The sequence below is a fragment of the Pyxidicoccus caerfyrddinensis genome (genome assembly GCF_010894405.1).
In the GTDB taxonomy this organism is placed as follows: domain Bacteria; phylum Myxococcota; class Myxococcia; order Myxococcales; family Myxococcaceae; genus Myxococcus; species Myxococcus caerfyrddinensis.
Genome location: NZ_JAAIYA010000010.1, coordinates 232,488 through 259,397 on the forward strand (window position 1 = coordinate 232,488; position 26,910 = coordinate 259,397).

Genomic DNA, 26,910 nt, shown 5'->3' on the forward strand with positions numbered 1-26,910 from the left:
CATCCACACATCGGGGGGGCCCCTCGGGCCCCTGCCTTGTCTGTTCTTTTTTCCAGAGAGTGACGCGGACATGCAGAACTCGTTGAAGGATCGGTTGGCGGCATTGTCTCCGGAGCAGCGGCAGCAGCTCGCGCAGCTCCTGAAGCAACAGGGTGCATCGAGTTCGAACACGCTGTTCCCGCTCTCGCAGAACCAGTGGGGCCTGTGGTTCCTGTACCAGCTCGCGCCGGAGGCCGCCGCGTACAACGTGGCGCTGCCCATCCGAGTCCACGCGCCCGTCGAGCTGAGGGCGATGGAGCGCACCCTGGAGCGCATGGCCGCGCGCCACGCGGTGCTGCGGACGACCTACGAGACGACGGCCGAGGGCCCCCGCCAGCGGGTGAACGAGCGGCAGGGCATCGCGCTGGCGCAGCACGACGTGGCCGACGTGACGGACGCCCAGCTCTTCGTCCACATGCGCAAGAGCTACCTGCGGCCCTTCGATTTGCAGCACGGTCCGGTGGCGCGGCTGGACATCTTCTCCGTCGGGCCGGAGGACCATGTCCTGCTGCTCGTCATCCACCACATCGCCACGGACCTCTGGTCGATGGCGATGTTGCTGGAGGAGCTACAGCAGATCTACCGCGAGGAGACGGGCGGAGCGAAGGCGGAGCTGGCGCCGCTGCCGGTGGACTACGCGGGCTACGTGCGCCAGCAGCGCGAGATGCTGGACGGGCCGCGCGGGGAGAAGATGGAGCAGTACTGGCTGGGTGAGCTCCAGGGCGGCCCCCAGCCGCTGGACCTCCCGGCGGACCACCCTCGCCCGCCGGTGTGGACGTTCCGGGGCGCGGTGCATGAGCTGAGCTTCGGCCCGGAGCTGTCCGCCAGCGTCCGGGCGCTGGCGCGCGCCGAGGGCAAGACGGTCTTCGCGGTGATGCTCGCGGCCTGGCAGGCGCTGCTGCACCGCTACACCGGGCGCACCGACATCATGGTGGGCACGCCCATGTCGGGCCGCACGCAGCCCGACCACCAGCGACTGTCCGGGTACCTGGTCAACTTCGTGGTGATGCGCGGCGACCTGGAAGGTGACCCCACCTTCCGCGAGCTCACGGAGCGGCTCTACCGGAAGGTGCTCGGCGCACTGGAGCACCAGGACTTCCCCTTCCACCGGCTGTCCGAGCGGCTGGGGATGAAGCCGGACTCGAGCCGCCCGCAGTTCATCGAGGCGGGCATCTCCGTGGACGCGATGCTGCGCCTGCCCGGCCTGGGCGCGGGCTCTTCGCTGCCCGGCGAGCCGGTGCCCTTCTTCGCGCAGCAGGACGGCCAGCTCGACGTGCACCTGCACCTGGTGGACACGGGCTACGACATGATGGGCGCGCTGCGCTACTCGGCGGACCTGTTCACGCCGGAGACCGCGGCACGCATGTTGACGCACCTGCGCCGGCTGCTGGAGGGCATCGTCCGCGCCCCCAACGCGCGCGTGTCCGAGCTGCCGCTGCTGGCCGAGGACGAGCGCCGCCGGCTGATGGTGGACTGGAACGCCTCCGCCGTGGCCCTGCCCGGCGAGCCCCTGGCGCACCACGTGTTCCACCAGCAGGTGGAGCGGGCGCCGGACGCGCTCGCCGTCGTCACGGATGACGTGTCCCTCACGTACCGCCAGCTTCAGCAGCGCGCGCGCCAGCTCGGCGCGCACCTGCGCTCGCTCGGTGTCGGCGTGGAGAGCCGCGTGGCGCTGTGCCTGGAGCGCGGCAGCGCGGACCTCGTGGTGGCCATGCTCGCCACCCTGGAGGCGGGCGGCGCCTTCCTGCCGCTGGACCCGGCGCATCCGCCGGAGCGGCTGGCGTACCTGCTCCAGGACTCCGCCGCGCAGGTGCTGCTGACGCACCGCGAACTGAAGGAGAAGCTCCCCGCGCACGGCGCGGTGGTCATGTGCCTGGACGTGGAGTCCGAGGCCCTGTCTCGGCAGGCCGGGACGGCGGCGGCCCCCGCCCTCTCGCCGGACGACCTGGCCTACGTCATCTACACGTCGGGAAGCACGGGGCGGCCCAAGGGCACGCTGCTACACCACCGCGGCCTGGTGAACACGGCGCTGGCGGCGGCGGCCAGCCTGCGCCTGGGGCCCGGGGAGCGTGCGCTGCAGCTCGCTTCGCCGGCCTTCGATGCGTCGGTGTGGGAGGTCTTCTCCGTCCTGCTGTCCGGGGCCACGCTGGTGTTGGCGTCGCGCGAGCAGTTGATGCCGGGCGACGAGCTCCAGGCACTGCTGTCCGCCGAGCGCATCACCACCATCACCTCCACGCCAACGGTGCTCTCACGCCTCCAGCCGGAGGCGCTGCCCGAGCTGCGCACGGTGGCCTCCGCCGGTGAGGCCCTGCCTCCGGCCCTGGCGCGCCGCTGGGCCGAGGGCCGCTTGATGCTGAACGCGTACGGCCCCACGGAGACCACGGTGTGCGCCTCGGTGACGCCGGGCCCGGTGGACCCGGACCGCATCACCATTGGCCGGCCGTTCGCGAACACGCGGCTGTACGTGCTGGACGCGCGGCTGCGGCCGCTGCCCGTGGGCGTGCCGGGCGAGCTGTACATCGGCGGCACGGGCGTGGCCCGGGGCTACCTGGGGCGGCCGGAGCTGACGGCGGAGCTCTTCGTTCCGGACGCCTTCTGCACGGAGCCCGGAGCGCGGCTGTACCGCACGGGAGACCGGGCCCGGTGGCTGCCGGACGGCGAGCTGGAGTACCTGGGCCGCCTGGACTTCCAGGTGAAGGTGCGCGGCATCCGCATCGAGCTGGGCGAGGTGGAGTCCGAGCTGGTGAAGCACCCCGCCGTGAGCGACGCGGTGGTGGTGGCGCGCGGAGATGCGGAGGACACGCGACTGGTGGCCTACGTCGTCGCCCCGGACGCGGACACCGCGGCCCTGCGCGCCTGGCTGCGCGAGCGCCTGCCCGAGTACATGGTGCCCACGGCCTTCGTGGCCCTGGCGCAGCTGCCGCTGACGCCCAACGGCAAGCTGGACCGCAAGGCCCTGCCCGCGCCGGAGGCGGCCCAGCCGGTGTCCGTCGACCCGTCCGAGGCCCCGCGCTCGCCGGTGGAGCAGCTGGTGGCGGACGCCTTCGCGGAGGTGCTCGGCGTGCCGCGCGTGGGCGTGAATGACGACTTCTTCGCGCTCGGCGGTCACTCGCTGCTGGCCACGCGCGTGGTGTCCCGCATCCGCGCCAGCCTGGGCCTGACGCTCACGCTGCGCAGCCTCTTCGAGTCGCCCACCGTCTCGGCGCTCGCCCGGAATCTGGTGGCCTCCGCGACGAAGGCGCAGGCTCCCGCCCTGGTCCGCGCCTCGCGCGACGGCGCCCTGCCCCTGTCCTTCGCCCAGCAGCGCCTCTGGTTCGTGGATCAGCTCATCCCCGGGGACGCCGCGTACAACATCCCCGCCGCGCTCTGGCTGTCCGGTCAGCTGGACGTGGAGTCGCTGCGCCGGGCCTTCGAGGAGATCGTCCGCCGCCACGAGGTGCTGCGCACCACGTTCACCGTGAAGCACGGCGAGCCGGCGCAGCTCATCCACCCGCCCGCGCGCTTCGAGCTGCCGGTGGTGGAGCTCTCCGCCGAGTCCACGACGGAGTCTCGCGACGAGGCGCTGCGCCGCTGCCAGGACGCGGCGCGCCAGGCCTTCTCCCTCTCCGAGGGCCCCCTGCTCCGCGCCTCCCTGATGCGGCTGGGCGACGAGGAGCACGTGCTGCTGCTCAACATGCAGCACATCATCTCCGACGGCTGGTCCGTGGGCGTGCTGGTGCGCGAGCTGGCCACGCTCTACGGAGCCTTCCAGTCCGGCCGGGCCTCCCCGCTGCCGGAGCTGCCGGTGCAGTACGCGGACTACGCGGTGTGGCAGCGCGACTGGCTGAAGGGCGAGGTGCTCGACTCGCAGCTCGGGTGGTGGAAGGAGCAGCTCCAGGGCATCGCGCCGCTGGATCTGCCCACGGACTTCGCGCGTCCCGCGGTGCGCCGCCAGCGCGGCGGCATGGTGGGCGTGGGCTTCCCGCAGGCGCTCGCCGAGAGCCTCAAGACGCTGGCCCGGCAAGAAGGAGCCACGCTGTTCATGGTGCTGGTGGCGGGCTTCCAGGTGCTGCTGTCCCGGTACTCCGGGCAGAAGGACGTGACGCTCGGCACGCCCATCGCGGGCCGGGGCAGCCAGGAGCTGGAGTCGCTGCTTGGCGTGTTCGTCAACACGCTGGTGCTGCGCGGACGCATGGAGGACCGGCCGACGTTCCGCACCCTGCTGTCCCGGGTGAAGGACATGACGCTGGGCGCCTTCGCCCACCAGGACGTCCCGTTCGAGAAGCTGGTGGAGGAGCTGGAGCCCACTCGTGACTTGTCCCGCCAGCCGCTCTTCCAGGTGATGTTCGCCCTGCAGAACGCGCCCATGGGCGACCCGGCGCTCCCGGGCCTCTCCGTGCGCCTGCAGGAGATCGACAACGGCACGTCCAAGTTCGACTTCACGCTGTCCCTGGCGGAGACGGCGCAGGGGCTGGGCGGCTACCTCAACTACGACGCGGACCTCTTCGAGGCCGCCACCATGGAGCGGCTGGTCGCCCACTACCAGCGGCTGCTGGAGGGCATCTGCCGGACGCCGCAGCAGCGGGTGGACACGCTGGCGCTGATGACGGAGGCGGAGCAGCGCGAGGTGCTGGTGGAGTGGAACGCCACCGGCACGGAGTTCCCGCGCGAGGCATGCGTGCACTCGCTCTTCGAGGCGCAGGCGGAGCGCACGCCGGACGCCGTCGCCATTGCTGCGGGCGACGAAACGGTGACGTACGCGCAGCTGGAGCACCGGGCCAACCAGCTCGCGCGCCGGCTGGTAGGCATGGGCGTGGGGCCCGAGGTGCGCGTGGGCATCTGCATGGAGCGCTCGGTGGACCTGGTGGTGGCGATGCTCGCCATCCTCAAGGCCGGCGGCGCCTACGTGCCGCTGGACTCCGCGCACCCGTCCGAGCGGCTCGCGTACATGCTGGCCGACAGCGGCGTCCCCATCCTCCTGACGCACGGCACGCTGGGTGAGGGACTGGAGGCCCCCGGCATCCTCCCGCTGAACCTGGACACGGAGCAGTCCGGCCTCAACGCCCTGCCCCACCAGCGCGTGCGCTCGCACGTCACGCCGGAGGGGCTGGCGTACATCATCTACACCTCCGGCTCCACGGGCCGGCCCAAGGGCGTGGCCGTGCACCACCAGGCCATCGTCCGGCTGGTGATGGAGACGGACTACGTCCGGCTGACGCCCGAGGACCGGGTGGCACAGCTGTCCAACACCTCCTTCGACGCGGCGACCTTCGAGGTGTGGGGCGCGCTCTTGTGCGGCGCGCGGCTGGTGCTGGTGCCACGCGACACGTCGCTGGTCCCCGCGGACCTGGCGAAGGCCGTGCGCGACGGCGGCATCACCACCCTGTTCGTGACCACGGCGCTCTTCAACCGCATGGCGCGCGAGTACCCGGAGGGCTTCGGCACGGCGAAGCACGTGCTCTTCGGCGGCGAGGCGAGCGACCCGGAGGCGGTGCGGCGCCTGCTGGAAGTGGGGGCGCCGCGGCGCCTGCTGCACGTGTACGGCCCGACGGAGACCACCACCTTCGCCACGTGGCACCGGGTGGAGTCGGTGGACGCCGGAGTGCGAAGCATTCCCATCGGCCGTCCTCTCGCGAACACGACGGGCTACGTCCTGGATGCGGCCCTGCGGCCGGTTCCGCGAGGCGTGGTGGGCGAGTTCTACCTGGGCGGCGACGGCGTGGCGCGCGGGTACCACGAGCGCCCGGACCTGACGGCGGAGAAGTTCATCCCGGACCCGTTCTCCAAGGTGCCGGGAGCGCGGCTGTACCGCACGGGAGATCTCGTTCGCCTGCGCGCCAGCGGGGACATCGAGTTCGTGGGCCGAGTGGACCACCAGGTGAAGCTGCGCGGCTTCCGCATCGAGCTGGGGGAGATTGAAACCGCGCTCCAGGCGCACCCGGACGTGACGGAAGCGGTGGTGCTGGTGCGCGAGGAGCACGGAGACCGCAAGCTGGTCGCCTACCTGATGGCTCCGGAGGGCAAGGTGCCCGCGCCTTCGGCGCTCCGTGAGCACCTGTCGCGCACGCTGCCGGAGTACATGGTGCCCGCGGCCTTCGTCACCCTCCCCGCCTGGCCGCTCAATGCGAACGGCAAGGTGGACCGCAAGGCGCTGCCCGCGCCGACGGGCGCCGACGCCGCGACGACGCTGACGGCCGGTGATGCCCCGCGCACGCCGGTGCAGCAGCTGGTGGCGGACGCCTTCGCGACGGTGCTCGGCCTGCCCGCGGTGGGCCTGAGCGATGACTTCTTTGCGCTCGGCGGTCACTCGCTGCTGGCCACGCGCGTGGTGTCGCGCGTCCGCTCCAGCCTCGGCTTCGAGTTCCCCCTGCGCATGCTGTTCGAGGCCAGCACTCCCGGCCGGCTCGCCGAGCGCATCGAGACGCTCGGGCTGACGGGCACGAGGCTCCCGCCGCTGGTGACGACGTCGCGCGAGCGGCCCCTGCCGCTGTCCTTCGCGCAGCAGCGCCTGTGGGTCGTGGACCAGCTCATGCCGGGCGACGCCTCGTACAACATGCCGGTGGCCCTGTGGCTCACCGGAACGCTGGACGTGGAGTCGCTGCGCCGGGCTTTCGAGGCGCTCGTCCACCGTCACGAGGTGCTGCGCACCACCTTCGCGGTGGGCCAGGATGAGGGCCAGCCGGTGCAGGTCATCCACCCGCCCGCCCGCTTCGAGCTGGCCGGGGTGGACCTGTCCTCCCTGTCCGACGCCGAGGCTCGCGCGGAGGTGCAGCGCCGTGCCATGGAAGATGCACGCGCGCCCTTCTCCCTCGCCGAGGGCCCGCTGATGCGGACCTCGCTGCTGAAGCTGGGCGAGCACGCGCACGTGCTGATGCTCAACACGCACCACATCATCTCGGACGGCTGGTCCGTGGGCGTATTGGTGCGGGAGCTGGGCGCGCTGTACGTGGCCTTCCACGCCGGCCAGCCCTCGCCGCTGCCGGAGCTGCCGGTGCAGTACGCGGACTACGCCGTCTGGCAGCGCGGCTGGCTCCAGGGCGAAGTGCTCGACTCGCAGCTCGGCTGGTGGAAGCAGCAGCTCGCCGGCCTGGAGCCGCTGGAGCTGCCCACCGACTTCCCCCGTCCCGCCGTGCGCCGCCAGCGAGGCGGCACGGTGGCCGCGCGGTTCCCCAAGACGGTGGCGGAGAGCCTCAAGACGCTGGCCCGGCAGGAGGGCGCCACGCTGTTCATGGTGCTGGTGGCCGGCTTCCAGACGGTGCTCAGCCGCTACTCCGGGAAGAAGGACCTGGCGGTGGGCACCCCCATCGCGGGCCGCCGCACGCAGGAACTGGAGTCGCAGCTCGGCATGTTCATCAACACGCTGGTGCTGCGCGCCAGCCTGGAGGGCAACCCGACCTTCCGTGAGCTGCTGGCCCGGGTGAAGGACTCCACGCTGGGCGCCTACGCCCACCAGGACATCCCCTTCGAGAAGCTGGTGGACGTGCTGGAGCCCACGCGCGACCTGTCCCGCCAGCCGCTGTTCCAGGTGATGTTCGTCCTCCAGAACGCGCCGACGAGCGCGCCCGAGCTGCCCGGCGTTTCCGTGCGGCTCCAGGAGCTCGACAACGGCACGTCCAAGTTCGACCTCACCGTCTCCGTGCAGGAGACGGCGGACGGGCTGGAGGGTACGTTCAACTACGACGCGGACCTGTTCACGGCCACCACCGTCGAGCGCATGGTGGGCCACTTCGGGCGGCTGCTCGAGGGCGTGGCCGCCTCTGCGGACCAGCGGCTGGCCGAGCTGCCGATGCTGGCCGACGCCGAGTGGAAGCTGCTCGCGGCCGGTGGGAACGCCAAGGCCTCCGACTACTTCAGCGACGCGTCGCTCTCCTCTCTCTTCGAGGCCCAGGTCGCGCGCACGCCCGACGCCATCGCCGTGGTCTACGAGGAGCAGCACCTCACCTACCGGCAGCTCGACGAGCGGGCCAACCGGATCGCGCATCACCTGCGCTCGCTGGGCGTGGGCCCCGAGGTGCCGGTGGGCCTCGCGGTGGAGCGCTCGCTGGAGCTGGTGGTGGGCCTGATGGCCATCCTCAAGGCCGGCGGCGCCTACCTGCCGTTGGATCCGGCGTACCCGAAGGACCGCCTCGCCTTCATGTGCGAGGACACCCGCGTGCCGGTGGTGCTCACCCAGCGCCACCTGCGTGACGAAGTGCCCACCGGTAACGCCCGGGTGCTCTGCCTGGACGACGCGTCCCCGGCCTGGGCCCAGGAGCCGACGCACGCGCCTGTCTCCGACGTGCAGCCGCACAACCTGGCCTACATCATCTACACCTCCGGCAGCACCGGCCGGCCCAAGGGCGCGCAGATTGAGCACCGGCAGGTGGTGCGCCTGTTCCGCGCCACGGATGCCTGGTTCGACTTCGGCCAGAAGGACGTGTGGACGTTGTTCCACTCGTACGCCTTCGACTTCTCCGTGTGGGAGCTATGGGGCGCGCTGCTCTACGGCGGCAAGCTGGTGGTGGTGCCCTTCGAGGTGAGCCGCACCCCGGCGGACTTCCACGCGCTGCTGCGCCGCGAAGGCGTCACTGTGCTCAACCAGACGCCCTCCGCCTTCCGCCAGCTCATCCACCACGAGGAGCGCTCGGGCGAGCACGAGGGGCTGTCGCTCCGCTACGTCATCTTCGGCGGCGAGGCGCTGGAGTTCGCCGGCCTGCGCCCCTGGTACGCGCGGCACGCGGAGAACGCGCCCCGGCTCGTCAACATGTACGGCATCACCGAGACGACGGTGCACGTGACGTACCGGCCGCTGTCCGAGCTGGACTCGCGCGAGGCGCAGGGCAGCGACGTGGGCGTGCCCATCCCGGACCTGAAGGTGTACGTGCTGGACGAGCACATGCAGCCGGTGCCGGTGGGCGTGCCCGGAGAGATGTACGTGGGCGGCGCGGGCCTGGGCCGCGGCTACCTGGGCCGGCCGGAGCTCACGGCCCAGCGCTTCGTGCCGGACCCGTTCAGCACCACGCCGGGTGCGCGGCTCTACCGCAGCGGCGACAAGGCGCGGTGGCGGGAGAGCGGCTCGCTGGACTACCTCGGCCGCCTGGACTTCCAGGTGAAGATCCGCGGCTTCCGCATCGAGCTGGGGGAGATTGAGACCGCGCTGCTCGCGTACCCGGGCGTGCGCGAGACGATGGTGCTGGCACGCGAGGACGAGCCGGGCCACAAGCGCCTCGTGGCCTACGTCGTCCCCTCCCCCGTGGCTGAGGGAGCGGAGCCCGTCTCCCTGGATGTGACGGCGCTGCGCGGCCACCTGCAGCAGCGGCTGCCCGACTACATGGTGCCGGCGGCCTTCGTCGTGCTGGAGGCCATGCCCCTCACCCACAACGGGAAGATCGACCGCAAGGCGCTGCCCGCGCCGGACGCGTCCAACAACGCCCAGGTGGGCTCGAACTTCGTCGCGCCTCGCGACGAGGTGGAGCAGAAGCTGGCCGACATCTGGGCCGCCGTCCTGCGCCTGCCCCGCGTCGGAATCCACGACAACTTCTTCTCCCTCGGCGGCGACTCCATCCTCAGCCTCCTGGTCGTCTCCCGCTCGCGCCAGGCCGGCTTCCCCCTCACCGCCCGTCACCTCTTCCAGCACCAGACCGTGGCTCAGCTCGCCGTCGCCGCCCGGTCCGCCTCCGCCCTGGCCTCCATCGACCAGGGCCCCGTCACGGGCCCCGTCCCGCTGACGCCCGTGCAGACGTACTTCCTCCAGCACCAGGCCTCCCACCCGCACCACTTCAACCAGTCGCTGCTGCTGGCCGCTCACCAGCCGCTGCAGCTGGACGTGCTGGACAAGGCCCTGCGCACCCTGCTCGTCCGCCACGACGCCCTGCGCCTGCGCTTCCGTCAGCAGGACGACGGCTCCTGGGCCCAGGACAACGCCGCGGTCGATGAGGCTCCCCTCCGCCTGGAGCACCACGACCTCTCCGCGCTGCCTGCCTCCGAGCAGCTCTCCACCATGGAGGCTCACGCCACCCGTCTGCAGTCCTCCTTCCACCTGAGCCAGCCGCCCCTGCTCTGCGCGGCGCTCTTCCAGCTGGCCGGCACCCAGCGGCTGCTCATCTGCGTGCACCACATCGTCGTGGATGCCGTCTCCTGGCGCGTGCTGCTGGAGGATCTCCAGACCACCTACCAGCAGCTGGTGAGAGGCGTTGAGCCCTCGCTGCCGCCCAAGACGACGTCCTTCCAGACCTGGGCGAACAAGCTCCAGCAGTACGCGCAGTCCGACGCGATGAAGAAGGAGGCCCGGACGTGGCTGCGGCACGTCGCCACGCCTCCGGCGCCCCTGCCCACCGATAGCACCGGCCTCAACACCTACGGCTCCGCTCGCACCGTCACCCTCACCCTGGACACCGAGGAGACGCGGGCCCTGCTGCGCGAGGTGCCCACCGCGTGGCGCGGCAACATCCAGGACGTGCTGCTCGCCGCCCTGGCCCAGGCCCTGTCCGACTGGACGGGCCGGGAGGACGTGTGGGTGAACCTGGAAGGCCATGGCCGCGAGGACGCCCTCATCGAGGGCGCGGACCTGTCCCGCTCCGTCGGCTGGTTCACCTCCATCTACCCGGTGCACTTCCCCATGCCTCGCGGCGGGACGGCGGGTGATGGCATGCGCGCGGTGCGCGAGTCGCTGCGCCACATCCCCCACCACGGCGTGGGCTTCGGCATCCTCAAGTACCTGGGCCCGGACGAGCTCAGCGCCCCTCTGCGCGCGCTGCCCACGCCGGAGGTGGCCTTCAACTACCTCGGCCAGCTCGATGCGTCGTCGGATGCCAACGCCATCCTCTCCCTGTCCAACGATCCGTCCGGCGCGCACTTCGCGCCGGAGGCGATCCGCATGCACCCACTGGAGCTCAACAGCTCAGTGCTGGATGGGCGACTGAGCCTCCTCTTCATCTACAGCGAGAACCTGCACGCGCGGTCCACCATCGAGGCGCTGTCCCAGCGCTTCCTCACGCACGTGCGCGCCCTCATCACGGAGAGCCACTCCGACGATGCGAAGCGCCGGGGCACCGCGGACTTTCCGCTCGCCACGCTCACCCAGCCCGCGCTGGACGCGCTGCTCCAGCAGGAGGGCGCCGATGTCCAGGACCTCTACCCGCTCTCCCCGCTCCAGCAGGGCCTGCTCTTCCACACCGTGCTCTCTCCCGAGTCCGGCGTGTACTTCGAGCAGCTCGCGTGGACCGTCAGCGGCGCTCTGGACATGGAGCATTTCCGTCGGGCCTGGCAGGCGCTCATCGAGCGCACGCCCGTCTTCCGCACGAGCTTCGCCTGGTCGGACCTCGAGTCGCCGCTCCAGGTGGTGCACGCGCACGCGGAGCTGCCCTGGACGCAGCTCGACTGGCGCTCCCTGTCCGAGGCCGAGCAGAAGACCCGCTTCGCCCAGCTCCTGAAGGATGACTGCGCCCGGGGCTTCGACCTGCGCAAGGCCCCGCTGATGCGGATGACGGCGGTGCGCCTGAACGAGGACACGTGGCGCTTCCTGTGGAGCCACCACCACCTGCTGCTCGACGGCTGGAGCCTCAGCCCCGTGCTCCAGGATGTCTTCACCCTGTTCGACGCCTCCGCCTCGGGCCGTGAGCCCAGGCTGCCGGCCCGGCCGCCGTACCGCGACTACATCTCCTGGCTGCAGCGTCGCGACACGGAGGCGGATGACGCCTTCTGGCGGGCCGCGCTCCAGGGCTTCAGCTCGCCCACCCCGCTGCCGGCCGACACCCACGCCACGCTCCCCGAGGGCCAGCACGCCGCCCAGCACATGCTGGAGGTGGCGCTCACGTTGGAGCAGTCGAACGCGCTTCAGGCCTTCGCGCGCCAGCACCAGATCACGCTGTCCATCCTGATGATGGCGGCCTGGGGCTTCGTCCTCGGCCGTCACGCCGGCGAGCAGGATGTCGTCTTCGGCAACACCGTGGCCGGCCGCCCTCCCGAGCTGCCCGGCGCCGAGGACATGGTGGGCCTGCTCATCAACACGCTGCCGGTGCGCATCCCGATCCCGGACGCGTCCACGTCTGTGCCCGCGTGGCTGCAGGGGCTTCAGGCGACGTACCAGCAGTCCCGCAACCACGAGCACACGCCGCTGGCGCGCATCCAGTCGCTGGCGCCGGTGCCCCGGGGCACACAGCTGTTCGAGTCGCTGCTGGTCTTCGAGAACTACCCCATCGACGACTCGCTCACGCAGCGCACGTCGGCCATGTCGGTGCGGGACGTGGAGGGCGTGGAGCGCACCAACTACCCCATCACCGCCACCATCCTCCCCGGCCAGAAGCTGCGCCTGCGCCTCACCTTCGAGGAGCCCCGCTTCGCTCGAAACAACATGGAGCGAGTGCTGGAGCAGTGGCGCCTGGCGCTGCTGTCCATCGCGTCCCCGGAGACGCGGAGTCTCGCGGACGTGACGATGATGAGGGTCGAGGAGCGGCACCGCGTCGTGGTGGAGTGGAATGCCACGGACGCCGCGCTCCCCGCGGACCTCTGCGTCCCGCAGGTCTTCCACTCGATCGTGGAGCACATGCCGGACGCCACCGCGCTCGTCGCGGGGGACGTGTCCCTCACGTTCCGTCAGCTCCAGCGGCGTGCGCGTCAGCTCGCGCACCGGCTGCTGTCGCTCGGCGTCGGCGCGGAGGGCCGCGTGGCCCTGTGCCTGGAACGTGGCAGCCCGGACCTCGTGGTGGCCATGCTCGCCGCGCTCGAAGTGGGTGGCGCCTTCCTGCCGCTGGACCCGGCGCACCCGCCCGAGCGGCTGAAGTACTACCTGGAGGACTCCGCCTCGAAGGTGCTGCTGACGCACCGGGCCCTGGTGGAGCGCCTGCCGGCGCATGGCGCGCAGGTGCTGTGCTTGGACGAGGAGTCCGAGGCCCTGTCCCGCCTGCCGGACACCGCTCCGGCGGCGAGCGTCGCGCCGGAGAGCCTCGCGTACGTCATCTACACGTCGGGCAGCACGGGACGGCCCAAGGGCACGCTGCTGCACCATCACGGCCTCGTGAACACGGCGCTGGCCATCATCCAGGGCCTGCGCATCCAGCCGGGCCAGCGTGCCTTGCAGCTCGCGTCGCCCGCGTTCGACGCGTCGGTGTGGGAGGTCTTCTCCTCGCTGCTGTCCGGGGCCACGCTGGTCCTGGCCACGCGCGAGCAACTCCTGCCCGGTGAGCCGCTCCAGGCGACCCTGGCGCAGCAGCGCATCGAGGTGCTGCTGGCGACGCCCACGGCCCTGTCCACGCTCCAGCCCGAGGCACTGCCCGAGCTGCGCATGGTGGCGTCCGGTGGCGAGGCCTGCTCCCCCGCGCTGGCGCGGAGCTGGGTGAAGGGCCGCACGTTCGTCAACGCCTACGGCCCGACGGAGATCACCATCGTCGCGACGATGACGCAGGGCTCGATGAACCCGGAGCGCCTGAGCATCGGCCGGGCCATCCCGAACACGCGCCTGTACGTCCTGGATTCGGCGCTGAGGCCGCAGCCCATCGGCGTGCCCGGTGAGCTGTACATCGGCGGCGTGGGCGTGGCCCGTGGCTACCTGGACCGCCCGGAGCTGACGGCCGAGCGCTTCATCCCGGACCCGTTCAGCACCGAGTCCGGAGCGCGCCTCTACCGCTCGGGAGACCGCGTGCGCTGGACGGAAGACGGCGAGCTCGAGTACCTGGGCCGCGTCGACTTCCAGGTGAAGCTCCGCGGCCTGCGCATCGAGCTGGGGGAGATCGAAGCCGCCCTGCTCGACCAGCCCAACGTCCATGAGGCGGTGGTGCTGGTGCGCGAGGACTCCCCGGGAGACAAGCGTCTCGTCGCCTATGCCGTCCCGAAGCCCGGCGCCGAGCTGGACCTCGCGGCCCTGCGCAACGCCCTCAAGCAGCGGCTGCCCGAGTACATGGTGCCCTCGGCCTTCGTCGTCCTGGCCGCACTGCCCCTGAACGCGACGGGCAAGCTGGACAAGAAGGCCCTGCCCGCACCGGACGCCACGCAGCAGCTTCCGCAGGGTGAGTACGCCGCGCCCCGAGACGAGGTGGAGCAGAAGCTGGCCGACATCTGGGCCGCCGTCCTGCGCCTGCCCCGCGTTGGCATCCACGACAACTTCTTCTCCCTCGGCGGCGACTCCATCCTCAGCCTCCTGGTCGTCTCTCGCTCGCGCCAGGCCGGCTTCCCCCTCACCGCCCGTCACCTCTTCCAGCACCACACCGTGGCCGAGCTGGCCGTCGCCGCTCGCTCCGCCTCCGCCCTGGCCGCCATCGACCAGGGCCCCGTCACCGGCCCTGTCCCGCTGACGCCCGTGCAGACGTACTTCCTCCAGCACCAGGCCTCCCACCCGCACCACTTCAACCAGTCACTGCTGCTGGCCGCTCACCAGCCGCTGCAGCTGGACGTGCTGGACAAGGCCCTGCGCACCCTGCTCGCCCACCACGACGCCCTGCGCCTGCGCTTCCGTCAGCAGGACGACGGCTCCTGGGCACAGGACAACGCTGCGGTCGATGAGGCGCCCCTCCGCCTGGAGCACCATGACCTCTCCTCGCTGCCGGCCTCCGAGCAGCTCTCCACGATGGAGGCTCACGCCACCCGCCTGCAGTCCTCCTTCCACCTGAGCCAGCCGCCCCTGCTCTGCGCCGCCCTCTTCCAACTGGACGGCTCCCAGCGGCTGCTCATCTGCGTGCACCACATCGTCGTGGATGCCGTCTCCTGGCGTGTGCTGCTGGAGGACCTCCAGACCACCTACCAGCAGCTGCTCAAGGGCGCTCAGCCCTCGCTGCCGCCGAAGACGACGTCGTTCCAGACCTGGGCGAACAAGCTCCAGCAGTACGCGCAGTCCGACGCGATGAAGAAGGAGGCCCAGCGCCACTGGCTGAAGCACGCAGCCACGCCTCCGGCGCCCCTGCCGGTGGACCACGAAGGCCCCAACACCTTCGGCTCCGCCCGCACCGTCACGCTCGCCCTCGACTCCGAGGAGACGCGGGCCCTGCTGCGCGAAGTGCCCACGGCCTGGCGCAGCAACATCCAGGACGTGCTGCTCACCGCCCTGGCCCAGGAGCTGGCGGACTGGACGGGACAGCCCGACGTGTGGGTGAACCTCGAAGGCCATGGCCGTGAGGACTCGCTCTTCGACGGCGTGGACCTCTCCCGCTCCGTCGGCTGGTTCACCAGCATCTACCCCGTGCACCTGCCCATGCCCCAGGGAGGCACGCCGGGTGACGGCGTGCGCGCGGTGCGCGAGTCCCTGCGCCACGTGCCCCACCACGGCGTGGGCTTCGGCATCCTCAAGTGGCTGGGGCCCGACGCGCTCAGCGCGCCGCTGCGCGCGCTGCCGCTTCCGCAGGTGGCCTTCAACTACCTGGGCCAGTTCGACGGGGCCTCCGACACGTCGGCCATGCTCTCGTTCGCCAGGGAGTCCGCCGGCACCGAGGTCCCGAACGAGGCGCTCCGGATGCATCCACTCGAGGTGGGCGGCTCCGTGCGCGAGGGCCAGCTGCAGCTCACGTTCGCGTACAGCGCCAACCTGCATCGCGAGGCCACCATCCAGGCGCTGGCCCAGCGCTTCCTCGCGCGGCTCCGCACCCTCATCGCCGAGAGCCACACCGACGACGCGAAGCGCCGGGGGGCCGCGGACTTCCCGCTCGCCACGCTCACCCAGCCGACGCTCGACACGCTGCTCCACGACGGCATCGAGGACCTCTATCCGCTGTCCCCGCTCCAGCAGGGTCTGCTCTTCCACACCCTGCTGTCCCCCAAGTCCGGCGCCTACTTCGAGCAGCTCGCCTGGACGGCGAGCGGCTCCATGGACGTCGCCGACTTCCGGAAGGCGTGGCAGGCGCTCATCGACCGCACGGCCATCCTCCGCACGGGCTTCGTCTGGGACGGCGTCGATACGCCGCTCCAGGTGGTGCACGCGCACGCGGAGCTGCCGTGGGAACAGCTCGACTGGCGCTCCCTGTCCGCCCCGGAGCAGAAGGCCCGCTTCGCCGAGCTCCAGGCCGAGGATCGCCGTCGTGGCTTCGACCTGCGCCGGCCGCCGCTGATGCGGATGACGGCGGTGCGCCTGGCGGACGACACGTGGCGCTTCCTGTGGAGCCACCACCACCTGCTCCTGGACGGCTGGAGCCTCAGCCCCATCCTGCAGGACGTCTTCATCCTCTTCGACGCCTTCGCGTCCGGCCGCACGCCGAAGCTCCCCGCGCGCCCGCCGTACCGCGACTACATCGCCTGGCTGCAGCGCCGCGACACGGCGGCGGATGACGCCTTCTGGCGCACCACGCTCCAGGACTTCACCGCGCCCACGCCGCTGCCCGCGGACACCCATGCCGCGCCGTCGGCGGGCGTCCAGGCCCGGCAGCATACGCTGGAGCTTCCGCTCACGCAGCAGCAGTCCGCCGCGCTCCAGGCCTTCGCGCGCCAGCACCAGCTCACGCTGTCCACGCTGACGATGGCCGCGTGGGGCTTCGTGCTCAGCCGTCACAGCGGTGAGCAGGACGTGGTCTTCGGCAACACCGTGGCGGGCCGCCCGCCCGAGCTTCCGGGCGCCGAGGCCATGGTGGGCCTGCTCATCAACACCGTGCCCGTGCGCGTCCACGTGCCCGCCGCGGCCACGCCCGTGGCCACGTGGCTGGAGCAGCTCAAGTCCCAGCAGCAGCAGACGCGCAACCACGAGCACACCCCGCTGGTGCACGTCCAGTCGCTGTCGCCGGTGCCGCGCGGCACCGCGCTGTTCGAGTCCCTCCTCGTCTTCGAGAACTACCCCATCGACGAGTCGATGGAGCAGCGCACCAGCGCCATGTCGCTGAAGGACGTGGAGGGCGGCGAGCACACCCACTACCCCCTCACCGCCCTTGTGATCCCGGGCCGCACCACGAAGCTGCGCCTCACCTACGAGGAGCCCCGCTTCGAGCGCGAGAGCGTCCAGCGCGTCCTGGAGCAGTGGAGCCGCGCGCTGCTGTCGCTGGTGGCCCCCACCACGAGCACGCTCGCGGACGTCTCGATCATGGACGAGCAGGATCGCCAACGCGTCCTGGTCGAGTGGAACGCCACCGACCTGGACTTCCCGCGCGATGCCTCGCTCGCCTCCCTCTTCGAGCAGCAGGCCACCCGTACGCCGGACGCTGTCGCCGTCATCGCGGGCGAGACGTCACTCACCTTCGCCGAGCTCGACAAGCGTGCCACCCGGCTCGCGATGCTGCTGGGCTCGCTCGGAGTGCGTGAGGAGACGCCGGTCGGCGTCTGCCTGGAGCGCGGGCTCGACCTGGTCATCTCGCTCCTGGCCATCCTGAAGGCGGGCGGCCACTACGTCCCGCTGGACCCCGCCTACCCGAGCCAGCGACTGGGCTTCATCCTGGAGGACTCGCGGGCCGCCCTCGTGCTCACCCGCGCCGCCCTCGCGTCGGTGCTTCCCGAGAATTCGGCGCGCATGCTGTGCGTGGACTCGGACGAGGTGACCTCCAGCGCCGCCGCACCGTCGGCCGTGCTGCCTCGGGTCTCCAGCAACCAGCTCGCGTACCTCATCTACACGTCCGGCTCCACGGGCCGTCCCAAGGCCGTGGCCATCGAGCACCGCAACGCGGTGGCCTTCCTGGCCTGGGCGCGCACCATCTTCCCGCCCGAGGTGCTCGCCGGCACGCTGTTCGCCACGTCCATCAACTTCGACCTGTCCATCTTCGAGCTGTTCCTCCCGCTGACCACGGGCGGCACGGTGGTGGTGGCGGACAACGCCCTGGCCCTGCCCACGCTGCCGGCCGCGCACCGCGTGACGCTCGTCAACACGGTGCCCTCCGTCATGGCGGAGCTGCTGCGCTCGGGTCCGCTGCCCGAGAGCGTGCGGGTGGTGAACCTGGCCGGTGAGCCGCTGTCCACGTCCCTGGTGCGCCAGCTCTACGCGCAGCCCAACGTCCAGAAGGTGTACGACCTCTACGGCCCGTCCGAGACGACGACGTACTCCACCTACGCCCTGCGCCAGTCGGACGGACCGGCCACCATCGGCCGTCCCGTCGGGAACACGCAGCTCTACGTCCTCGACGACCAGCGGCAGCCGGTGCCGGTGGGCGTGCCCGGAGAGCTGTTCATCGGCGGCGAGGGTGTCGCGCGCGGCTACCTCGGCCGGCCGGAGCTGACCGCCGAGCGCTTCGTCCACAACCCCTTCAAGCCCACGCCCGGTGCGCGCATGTACCGCACGGGAGACCGCGTGCGCTGGAAGGCGGACGGCACGATGGAGTACCTGGGCCGTGTCGACTTCCAGGTGAAGATCCGTGGCTTCCGCGTGGAGCCGGGAGAGGTGGAGACCGTCCTCTGCTCGCACGAGGACGTGCGCGAGGCCGTCGTCGTGGTCCGCGAGGACAACCCGGGTGACAAGCGTCTCGTCGGGTATGTGGTGCCCAAGGCCACCACCGCCAGCGTGGCGTCCATCCGGACCTTCCTCCAGCAGAAGCTGCCGGAGCACATGGTGCCCTCGGCGCTCGTCGTCCTGGACGCGCTGCCGCTGTCCCCCAACGGCAAGGTGGACCGGAGGGCGCTGCCGGCGCCGACGCAGGTGGGCTCGGACGTGGCGCACGTCGCTCCGCGCGACTCGCTGGAGCTGGCCGTGGCCCGGGTCTTCGAAGAGGTGCTCGGTGTCCCCTCGGTGGGCATCCACGATGACTTCTTCACGCTGGGTGGCCACTCGTTGCTCGCGGTGCGCCTCATGGGCCTGCTCCGCGAGCGCACCGGACGCACGCTGCCGCTGGCCGCCCTCTTCCAGGCGTCCACCGTGGAGCAGCTCGCCGCCCTCGCGCGGCGCGAGGCAGCGCCGTGGACGCCGCTCGTCCCCATCCAGACGGGCGGAGACCTGCCGCCCTTCTTCTGCGTGCACCCGGTGGGCGGAGGCGTGCTCACCTACGCCGGGCTGGCGCGGGAGCTCGGGCCGCGGCAGCCCTTCTACGGCCTGGAGGCCCAGGGGCTCGACGGCGCGGAGCCGCCGCTCGAGTCCATCCTGGAGATGGCCTACTTCTACATCGAGGCCATCCGCACCGTTCAGCCGCACGGCCCGTATCGACTGGGCGGCTGGTCGCTCGGCTCGGTCATCGCCTTCGAGATGGCCCGTGCGCTGCGCCTGCGCGGCGAGGAGGTGGAGGTGCTGGCCCTCATCGAACCCAGCCCCACCTCCTACGCCCGGGGCGAGCCCGTGCCGGACACCTCCGCGCTGGCTGGCCTCTTCGAGGCGGACCCCGCCCGACTCGCGGCCGTGTCCGAGGAGCAGCGGCAGAACCTGGAGCGCGTCTTCACCGCGAACCTCTGCGCGCTCCAGGCCCACACCCTGAAGCCGCAGGCGGGTGCGCTGACGCTGCTTTTGGGCGCGGACACGCAGGGCCTCCAGGGGGAAGGACCGACGCGTGGCTGGGATGCGCTCGTCGACACCGTGGACGTCGTCACCCTGCCCGGCGATCACCACTCCCTGCTGAGCGCTCCGAATCACGAAGCGCTCGCTCGCGCCCTGGCCTCGGTGCTGTCAAAGGCCAGCGCGGACGCGAACGACACCGAGACTCCGCGCCGGGTGGGCTGAGCCCCCGAGCGACCCACACTTCACATGACTGCCTCCATGAACCCGACTCCACAGTCCGCAGCCCCCCGCCCGACGCGCGCGTTCGGCATCACCTGGCTGGGCCAGGTCGCCTCGCTCGTCGGCTCGGGGGTGACCCAGTTCGCGCTCGGCATCGAGATCTACAAGCGCTCCGGCTCCGTCACGCAGTTCTCGCTGCTCACCTTCTTCTACCTGCTGCCCATGGCGCTGGTGTCGCCGCTGGCGGGCGCGCTGGTGGACCGGTGGGACCGGCGGAAGGTGATGCTGCTGAGCGACCTGGGGTCGGGCATCGCCTCGATCTGCATCTGGGGGCTGCTCCAGGCCAGCGCCTCGGGGGCCTGGACGCTCCAGTCCTGGCACTTCTACGGCCCCATCATCCTCAGTGCGCTGTTCAACGCCTTCCGCTGGCCGGCCTTCCAGGCGAGCACGACGCTGATGGTGCCGAAGGAGCAGCTGGCGCGGGCCAACGGCTTCGTGGAGCTGGCCTCGGGCGTGGGGCAGCTCGTGTCTCCGGTGCTGGCCGGCGTGCTGCTCCTGAAGATTGGCCTGGAGGGCATCGTCCTGATGGACCTGTCCACCTTCGCCTTCTCCATGGTGACGCTGCTGATGGTGCGCTTCCCGAAGCCGCCGGTGTCCGCGGAGGGCGCGGCGGCGCGTGGCTCCCTCTGGAAGGAGATGGGGCTGGGCTGGCGCTTCATCCGCTCGCGGCCGGGGCTGCTGGGGCTGCTGGGGCTGCTCGTGGTGGTCAACATCGTCATGGGCATGGTGATGGTGCTCATCACCCCGCTCATCCTGAGCTTCACGGACGCGGCGACGCTGGGGAAGGTGATGTCCCTGTCGGGGCTGGGCATGCTCGTCGGCGGCATCGCCATGGGCGTGTGGGGCGGGCCGAAGCGCCGCATCCACGGCGTGCTCGGCTTCGCGATGCTGGCGGGCCTGCCGCTGATGCTGGCGGTGCTGCCGCCGAGCCCGTGGCTGATGGGCCTCTGCGCGGCGCTGTTCCTCTTCAACATCCCCATCGTGGCGAGCTGCGCGCAGACCCTCTGGCAGCAGAAGGTGCCACCGGACGTCCAGGGCCGCGTGTTCTCGGTGCGGCGCATGGTGAACCTGTTCGCCGCGCCGGTGGCGTCCGTGCTGTCGGGCGTGCTGTCCGACACGCTCTTCGAGCCGTGGATGGCGAAGGACGGTGCACTGGCGAACAGCCTCGGGCCGTGGGTGGGCACCGGCACCGGGCGCGGCATCGCGCTGCTCTTCGCGGTGCTGGGCGCCGTGCTCGTCGTGCAGGCCATCGCCGCCTGGCAGAACCCGCACATCCGCAACCTGGAGGAGGAGTTGCCGGACGCGGAGGCTGGGGCCGCGAGCGCGGTGCCCGCGACCGTGGTCCAGGCCTCCCACTGAGTCACGGGCGCCCCTTTCAACCGGGCTGGCAGGAGTGGTGTAGTCCCCGCGCCGTTCCCAACGGCGGACTACCCACCCTGAAAGGTCACTGTGATTCGTTCCGCGAAGAAGGCAGGACAGGTGCTGCTCGCCGTCGCCGCTGGTTTTGTCGTGTCGTTCGGTGCCACGCAGGCCTTTGCCGCGTCCCAGGCGGCGCCACTCATGTATGACTGCCAGGCGTTCTGCGTTGACCCATGCATTGAAGCCGGATTCAACGGTGGCTTCTGCATCAACAGCAGGGAATGCGCCTGCTACTGAACCGCCTCGCCTGAGCTGAATGCCCCGCGGCTGAGCGCTGCCAGCGCTCACCGCGCGGGCCGGTTCCGTGGGAAACGCGCTGACCTCTGGAGCCACGCGTGACGAACCCCATCTAAAGCCCAGCAGCTTGAACGTCTCGCGGGCACTGACCGTCCGCTGCATCTCGCTGGTACCCTGCCACGAGGAATGACCACGTTCTTTGGCCACTGGAGCGGCGCCCTCCACTACCGCGAGCGCTTCTTCACCATCGACTCTGTCAGGGGCTCAGGGCTGTTCCAGCCCGAGCCGCATGGACTGCGTCCCCAGGTTGTCTCCATCCCCGATGTCGGACGCTACCAATGCACCTACGGCGTCTCGGATGGAGCCCTGTACCTCGAACAATTCCGCATGCAGCTTCCCTACGTCGAGCGGCTGCGCATCCGTGCCGGACGTGGGCCCCGGCTGTTCGGCAGGGAGGCCTCGGTCGACCTCGACGAAGGGGTGCGTCTGCCCGTCCTGTACCAGGGCCTGCACGCTCCCATTCCATTCACCGGGGGAATGCTGCTGGGCGATGGATACATCTACGCCCTCCATCTTCCCGAGCCCATGCTTGAGGTGCGGAGGCACACCGCTCACACCGCCATCTGCTGGAACGAGGTCCACGAGCTGCGCTTCCAGGAAGGCTGCCTGACGGAAGCTCATGATGTGTCTGAGGCAGCCGCCCGCCTGCGCGAGGAACTGGCCGTCGAGACGAACGAGCCCGGCACCCCGGCCTGGAGCGAAGACCTCCAGCAGAGGCTCGGGCGCATCTTCCGCATGGATTACGGTGGGCGCATACGGCCTTGTGGCCTCCGGTGAGCGAGGCCCCGTCACGGACGCTCTGCTCACCGCGCGAGCCTGGCTCGACGCATCAGAAGCGGCAGCGTCAGGGCCTGCCTCGTGGCTTCATCATGAATCCCGCATGAGCCACGCATCCGCGGCGATGCGGTCGACGAGTCGTCCTGACTTCATGGAGGGTTGAGCTCACCCCATTCAGTCAGGTAGACGACAGGTTCCCTTTGATTCGGAGGAACCTTGTTCAAGTCGATGAGCCTGGCGGTGGTGGTGGTGGGACTGACGGCATGTGGCAGTGACTCGGAGCAGAGCGCCCAGTGCAAGAGCTACCTGGCTTGCATCAAGGCGACGACCCCGCAGATTTCAGCCACCGCCGAGGTCACCTACGGAGTCGACGGCTCCTGCTGGGAGACCGCTGACACCGCGCGCGTCTGCACCGCGGCCTGCACCGACGGCCTGACGCAGCTCCGCGGTCAGTTCCCCGACGCGTCCGCCTGCAAGTAGGACGGAGCCCGTGTTCACCCTGGCCGCGCACGTGCTGCGCGGCCGGGGGCCACCGAAGCTCAGCCCAGCAGCTTGAACGTCTCGCGGGCAATCACCATCCGCTGCACCTCGCTGGTGCCCTCGTAGATGGTCTGCACGCGGGCGTCGCGGAAGTACCGCTCCACCGGGAACTCGTCGATGTAGCCGTAACCGCCGTGGAGCTGCACGGCCTTGTCCGCCAGCTTGTTGCTCATCTCGCTGGCGAACAGCTTCGCCATGGACGCCTCGCGAGAGAACGGCTGGCCCTGCTCCTTCATGTACGCCGCGCGCAGCGTCAGCAGCTCCGCCGCCTCCAGCTGCGTCTTCATGTCCGCCATCATGAAGCGCGGGGCCTGGAACTCGCCGATGGCCTGACCAAACGCCTTGCGGTCCTTCGAGTACGCCACCGCCGCCTCCAGCGCCGCCCGGCCCACGCCGCACGCCTGCGAGGCGATGCCGATGCGCCCGCCGTCCAGCGCCGTCATCGCCAGCCGGAAGCCCTGCCCCTCCGAGCCGAGGAGGTTCTCCGCGGGAATCACACAGTCCTCGAACGTCAGCGACACCGTGTTCGAGGAGCGCAGCCCCATCTTGTCCTCGTGCTTGCCGATGATGAGACCCTTCGTCCCACCCTCCACGATGAAGCACGACAGGCCCTTGTTCCCCGTCGGCGAGGTGCGCGCCCACACCACCATGACACCCGCGTAGGCACCCGACGTAATCCACTGCTTGCTGCCATTGAGGACGTACGAGTCCCCGCGCTTCACCGCCGAGGTGAGCATCGCGCCCGGGTCCGAGCCCGCGTGCGGCTCCGACAGCGCGAAGGAGCCGGCAATCGCCTCGCCAGAGACAAGCTTCGTGACGAACTTCTCGCGCTGCGCCTCCGTGCCGAAGGCGTTGATGAGCTCCGCGCACATGTTCGTCACGGCCATCGTCACCGACGTGGACGCGTCCGCCGCCGCCATCTCCATCATGGCCAGCGCGTAGGAGACGACGCCCGCCTCCGAGCCGCCGTACTTCGCCGGGATGTTCACCCCGAGCAGCCCCAGCTCGCCCATCTCCTTGTAGAGCTCCGTGGGGAAGCGCTCTTCACGATCCAACGTGCGGGACTGCGGGGCCACGCGCTCGCGCGCGAACTTGCGGGCGGTGTCGCGGATCAGCGTCTGGGTCTCGGTCAGCTCGAGGTTCACGGCGGTCTTCCTACTCGATGGCCTTGAGGTTGAACGGGTACTCGATGGGGTGGTCCGCGCGGTCCGGAGGCTTGGGGAACGTCATGGACGACAGCACCGCCACCACGCAGTCGTGCAGGCCCGAATCCTTCAGCGTGCTCGACTTCTTCACCACCTTGGCGCCCTTCACCAGGCCGTTGGCGTCGATGGTGAAGGACGTCATCAGCCGGCCCTCCACCTTCTTGTTCTTCTCCGCCAGGTGGTCCTCGTAGCACTCCTGGATACGAGGCTGGTTGTACGAGACGACTTCCTTGATGGAGTCCGGAGTGAAGGGCATGTGCTCGACGTCAGGCCCCTCGCTCTTCGCGGGGGCCGTGGCCGGAGCCGAGGCGGGCTTCCCGCCGGAGGACTTCTTCGCGGGCGTGCCCTGTGCGAGCGCCACCGCCGAAACCAGAAGGACCGCTGGGAGAAGTACCCGCTTCATCGCGCCTACTCCTTCAACAGGTTGGCGGAGATGACGATGCGCTGGATCTCGCTCGTCCCCTCGTAGATTTCGGTGATGCGCGCGTCGCGCACGTGGCGCTCGGCGTCCATCTCCTTGCTGTAGCCCATGCCGCCGTGCACCTGGAGGGCCTTGTTCGCCACGCGGCTGGCCATCTCGCTGGCGTACAGCTTGGCCATGGCGCTCTCCGGGCTGTGGCGCTGGCCCTTGTCCTTCATCAGCGCCGCGCGCCACACCAGCAGCCGGGCCGCGTCGATCTCCGTGGCCATGTCGGCGATCATGAACTGGATGGCCTGGTGCTCGCGGATGGGCTTGCCGAAGGACTTGCGCTCACCCGAGTAGCGCACCGCCTCCTCGTACGCCGCGCGGGCGATGCCGAGCGCCTGGGACGCGATGCCGATGCGGCCGCCGTCCAGCGTGCTCATGGCGACCTTGAAGCCGTCGCCCTCCTTGCCGAGCATGTACTTCGCCGGCACGCGCATGTCCTCGAAGAACATGGAGCAGGACCAGGCGGCGCTGATGCCCATCTTCTTGTCGGGCTCGGCGCGGATGAAGCCGGGGGTGTTGGTGGGGACGAGGAAGGCGGTGATGCCCTTGTTGCCCTTCTCCTTGTTCGTCATCGTGAAGAGGACGATGGCGTCCGCCTTCGGGCCGTTGGTGATCCAGTTCTTGGAGCCGTTGATGACGTACTCGTCACCGCGGCGCACCGCGACGGTCTTCTGGGCGGCGGCGTCGCTGCCGGCCTCGGGCTCGGTGAGGCCGAAGCAGCCGAGCTTGTCGCCGCGGGCGAAGGGCGTGAGGAACTGCTCCTTCTGCTCCTCGTTGCCGAACTTCATCACCGGGTCGCAGTAGAGCGAGTTGTTCACGCTCATGATGACGCCGGTGGAGGCACAGCCGCGGCTGATCTCCTCCATGGCGATGGCGTAACAGACGTTGTCCAGCCCGGCGCCGCCGTGGCTCTCGGGGACAGCGACGCCCAGCAGGGACAGCTCCGCGAGCTTCTTCACCGCGTCCGTGGGCCACGCGTGGGTCTCATCCCACTTGCGGGCGTTGGGGATCAGCTCCTTGGCGGCGAACTCGCGGGTCATCCGCTGGATCTCGCGCTGGACGTCGGTCAGCTCGAAGTTCATGAGGCTCCTCGACAGCGGGGAGGAAAAGAGAAAGGCCTACATAGTATGGGGGTTGCCCCTCGGGAACAGCGAAGAGGAGGGCCCCCACTGCAAGCGCGGGTTGCCGTGCCGATTAGAGGACGACCGGGCGGCTGACTCCCGGGAATCCAAGGGTGAGCCAAAGAACATGTTGAGCGGCACGGTGACGTCGAAGGTGACGTCCGTGCGGTCGCCCTCCCCCGTCCAGGCCCGCCGGAGGACCAGGGACAGGGTCCACGGCACGGTGTGCCGGTGTCGCTCGATGAGGTCGTACGTCAGCCCCACGCCCGCCACCCCACCCGAGCCGTCCTCGCCCCACAGCCCCGCGCCCTCCACGAGTACACCGAAGCGCAGCGTGTCCGGGAAGGCATACACGCGCGCCCCGGCGAGCAGCCGGAACACCGACGGCTTCAGCCGGAGCTGCGGCTCCACGAAGGGCGAGACGATGAGCGTGGGCCCGGGCACGTCCAACGGCGGCGAGGCCCACGGGTGGATGGGCCAGGACAGGAGCCACCGCTCCTTCGAGTCCGCGCTCCACTCGTAGCGGACATCGGGGATGAGCGGCTCGAGCGCGCAGCCGGTGTAGAGGCAGAGCGTGCGCTTCCAGGAGACGAGCGCCGGAGCGCGCCCGTCCTCGTCCCCTGCTTCCGCGGCCCGAGACGGCGCCGCGGCCAGGAGGCAGGTCAGCAGTCCCCCGGCCGCGAGCGTCCGACGCACTTCACTTGCCGGTGAAGGAGGCGGGGCGCTTCTCCATGAACGCCTTCATGCCCTCGCGCTGGTCCGCCGAGCCGAACAGCTCGCCGAACGTCTTGCGCTCCATTTCGTTGGCGACGCGCAGGTCCTGGTCCGCGCCGGCCTCGATGACGCGCTTGGCCTTGGCGATGGCGAGCGGGCCATTCTTCAGCATCTTCGCGGCCACCTCGCGGCAGTGCGGCAGGAGCGCCTCGGGGGCGAACACCTCCAGCACCAGGCCCATCTCCTTCGCCTTCGCCGCGTCGATGCGCTCACCGGTGAAGATGAGCTCCTTGGCGCGGGCGCGGCCCACGGCGCGGGTGAGGCGCTGGGTGCCGCCGAAGCCGGGGATGACGCCCAGGCCCACCTCGGGAAGGCCGAGCTTCGCCTTCTCGGACGCGTAGATGAAGTCACAGGCCAGGGCCAGCTCACACCCGCCGCCGAGCGCGAAGCCGTTGACGGCCGCGATGGTGGGGATGGGCAGCGCCTCCAGCGCGGCCATGACGCGGTGGCCGAGCGCGCCGAACTCCTGCGCCTGCGTCTCGCTCAGCGCCGCCATCTCCGCGATGTCCGCGCCCGCGACGAAGGCCTTCTCGCCACCACCGGTGACGATGAGCACGCGCACGTCCGCGCCGATGGAGCCCAGCGCGGCCTCCATCTCCTGCAGCGTCTTGCTGTTGAGGGCGTTGAGCGCCTTGGGACGGTCGATGAAGAGCGTGGCGACCGCGCCGTCCTGCTCCAGCCGGATGTTCTCGTAGGCCATGTGCGTGGGCTCCGGGG

At 70.6% G+C, this 26,910-nt stretch carries 10 protein-coding genes; 5 read left to right on the forward strand and 5 right to left on the reverse strand.

The window, feature by feature from the left end:
* The first annotated feature begins 70 nt into the window (after positions 1–70).
* The 5 genes from G4D86_RS25015 to G4D86_RS25035 all read left to right on the forward strand — a co-directional run bounded on the left by G4D86_RS25015 (position 71) and on the right by G4D86_RS25035 (position 22,564).
* Positions 71–19,534 (forward strand): non-ribosomal peptide synthetase, encoded by a 19,464-nt coding sequence (locus G4D86_RS25015; RefSeq protein ID WP_163996532.1) that lies wholly within the window; start codon positions 71–73, stop codon positions 19,532–19,534.
* A gap of 36 nt (positions 19,535–19,570) precedes the next feature.
* A complete protein-coding gene (locus G4D86_RS25020; protein WP_163996533.1) occupies positions 19,571–20,950 on the forward strand; it encodes an MFS transporter in 1,380 nt (459 codons plus the stop codon).
* Between the two features lie 90 nt (positions 20,951–21,040).
* On the forward strand, positions 21,041–21,247 hold the full coding sequence (locus G4D86_RS25025) for a hypothetical protein (protein WP_163996534.1): 207 nt from the start codon (positions 21,041–21,043) through the stop codon (positions 21,245–21,247).
* 186 nt (positions 21,248–21,433) lie between these two features.
* Positions 21,434–22,084: a hypothetical protein gene (locus G4D86_RS25030; protein ID WP_163996535.1), complete on the forward strand. Its 651-nt coding sequence runs from the start codon at positions 21,434–21,436 to the stop codon at positions 22,082–22,084.
* Between the two features lie 216 nt (positions 22,085–22,300).
* On the forward strand, positions 22,301–22,564 hold the full coding sequence (locus G4D86_RS25035) for a hypothetical protein (protein WP_163996536.1): 264 nt from the start codon (positions 22,301–22,303) through the stop codon (positions 22,562–22,564).
* A gap of 59 nt (positions 22,565–22,623) precedes the next feature.
* On the opposite strand, the gene G4D86_RS25040 is transcribed toward G4D86_RS25035, so the two are convergent.
* From G4D86_RS25040 to G4D86_RS25060, 5 genes are read right to left on the reverse strand one after another with little or no spacing between them, the layout of a single operon-like run.
* The gene (locus G4D86_RS25040; RefSeq protein ID WP_163996537.1) at positions 22,624–23,769 is read right to left on the reverse strand and encodes an acyl-CoA dehydrogenase family protein; all 1,146 of its coding nucleotides are present in this window, start codon (positions 23,767–23,769) and stop codon (positions 22,624–22,626) included.
* A gap of 10 nt (positions 23,770–23,779) precedes the next feature.
* The gene (locus G4D86_RS25045; RefSeq protein WP_163996538.1) at positions 23,780–24,232 is read right to left on the reverse strand and encodes an AgmX/PglI C-terminal domain-containing protein; all 453 of its coding nucleotides are present in this window, start codon (positions 24,230–24,232) and stop codon (positions 23,780–23,782) included.
* A 5-nt stretch (positions 24,233–24,237) separates the two neighbouring features.
* A complete protein-coding gene (locus G4D86_RS25050) occupies positions 24,238–25,380 on the reverse strand; it encodes an acyl-CoA dehydrogenase (RefSeq protein WP_163996539.1) in 1,143 nt (380 codons plus the stop codon).
* A gap of 36 nt (positions 25,381–25,416) precedes the next feature.
* Positions 25,417–26,115, reverse strand: a complete 699-nt coding sequence (locus G4D86_RS25055) for a hypothetical protein (protein ID WP_163996540.1) — start codon at positions 26,113–26,115, stop codon at positions 25,417–25,419.
* A 1-nt stretch (position 26,116) separates the two neighbouring features.
* The gene (locus tag G4D86_RS25060; protein ID WP_163996541.1) at positions 26,117–26,893 is read right to left on the reverse strand and encodes an enoyl-CoA hydratase-related protein; all 777 of its coding nucleotides are present in this window, start codon (positions 26,891–26,893) and stop codon (positions 26,117–26,119) included.
* Positions 26,894–26,910 lie beyond the last annotated feature (17 nt).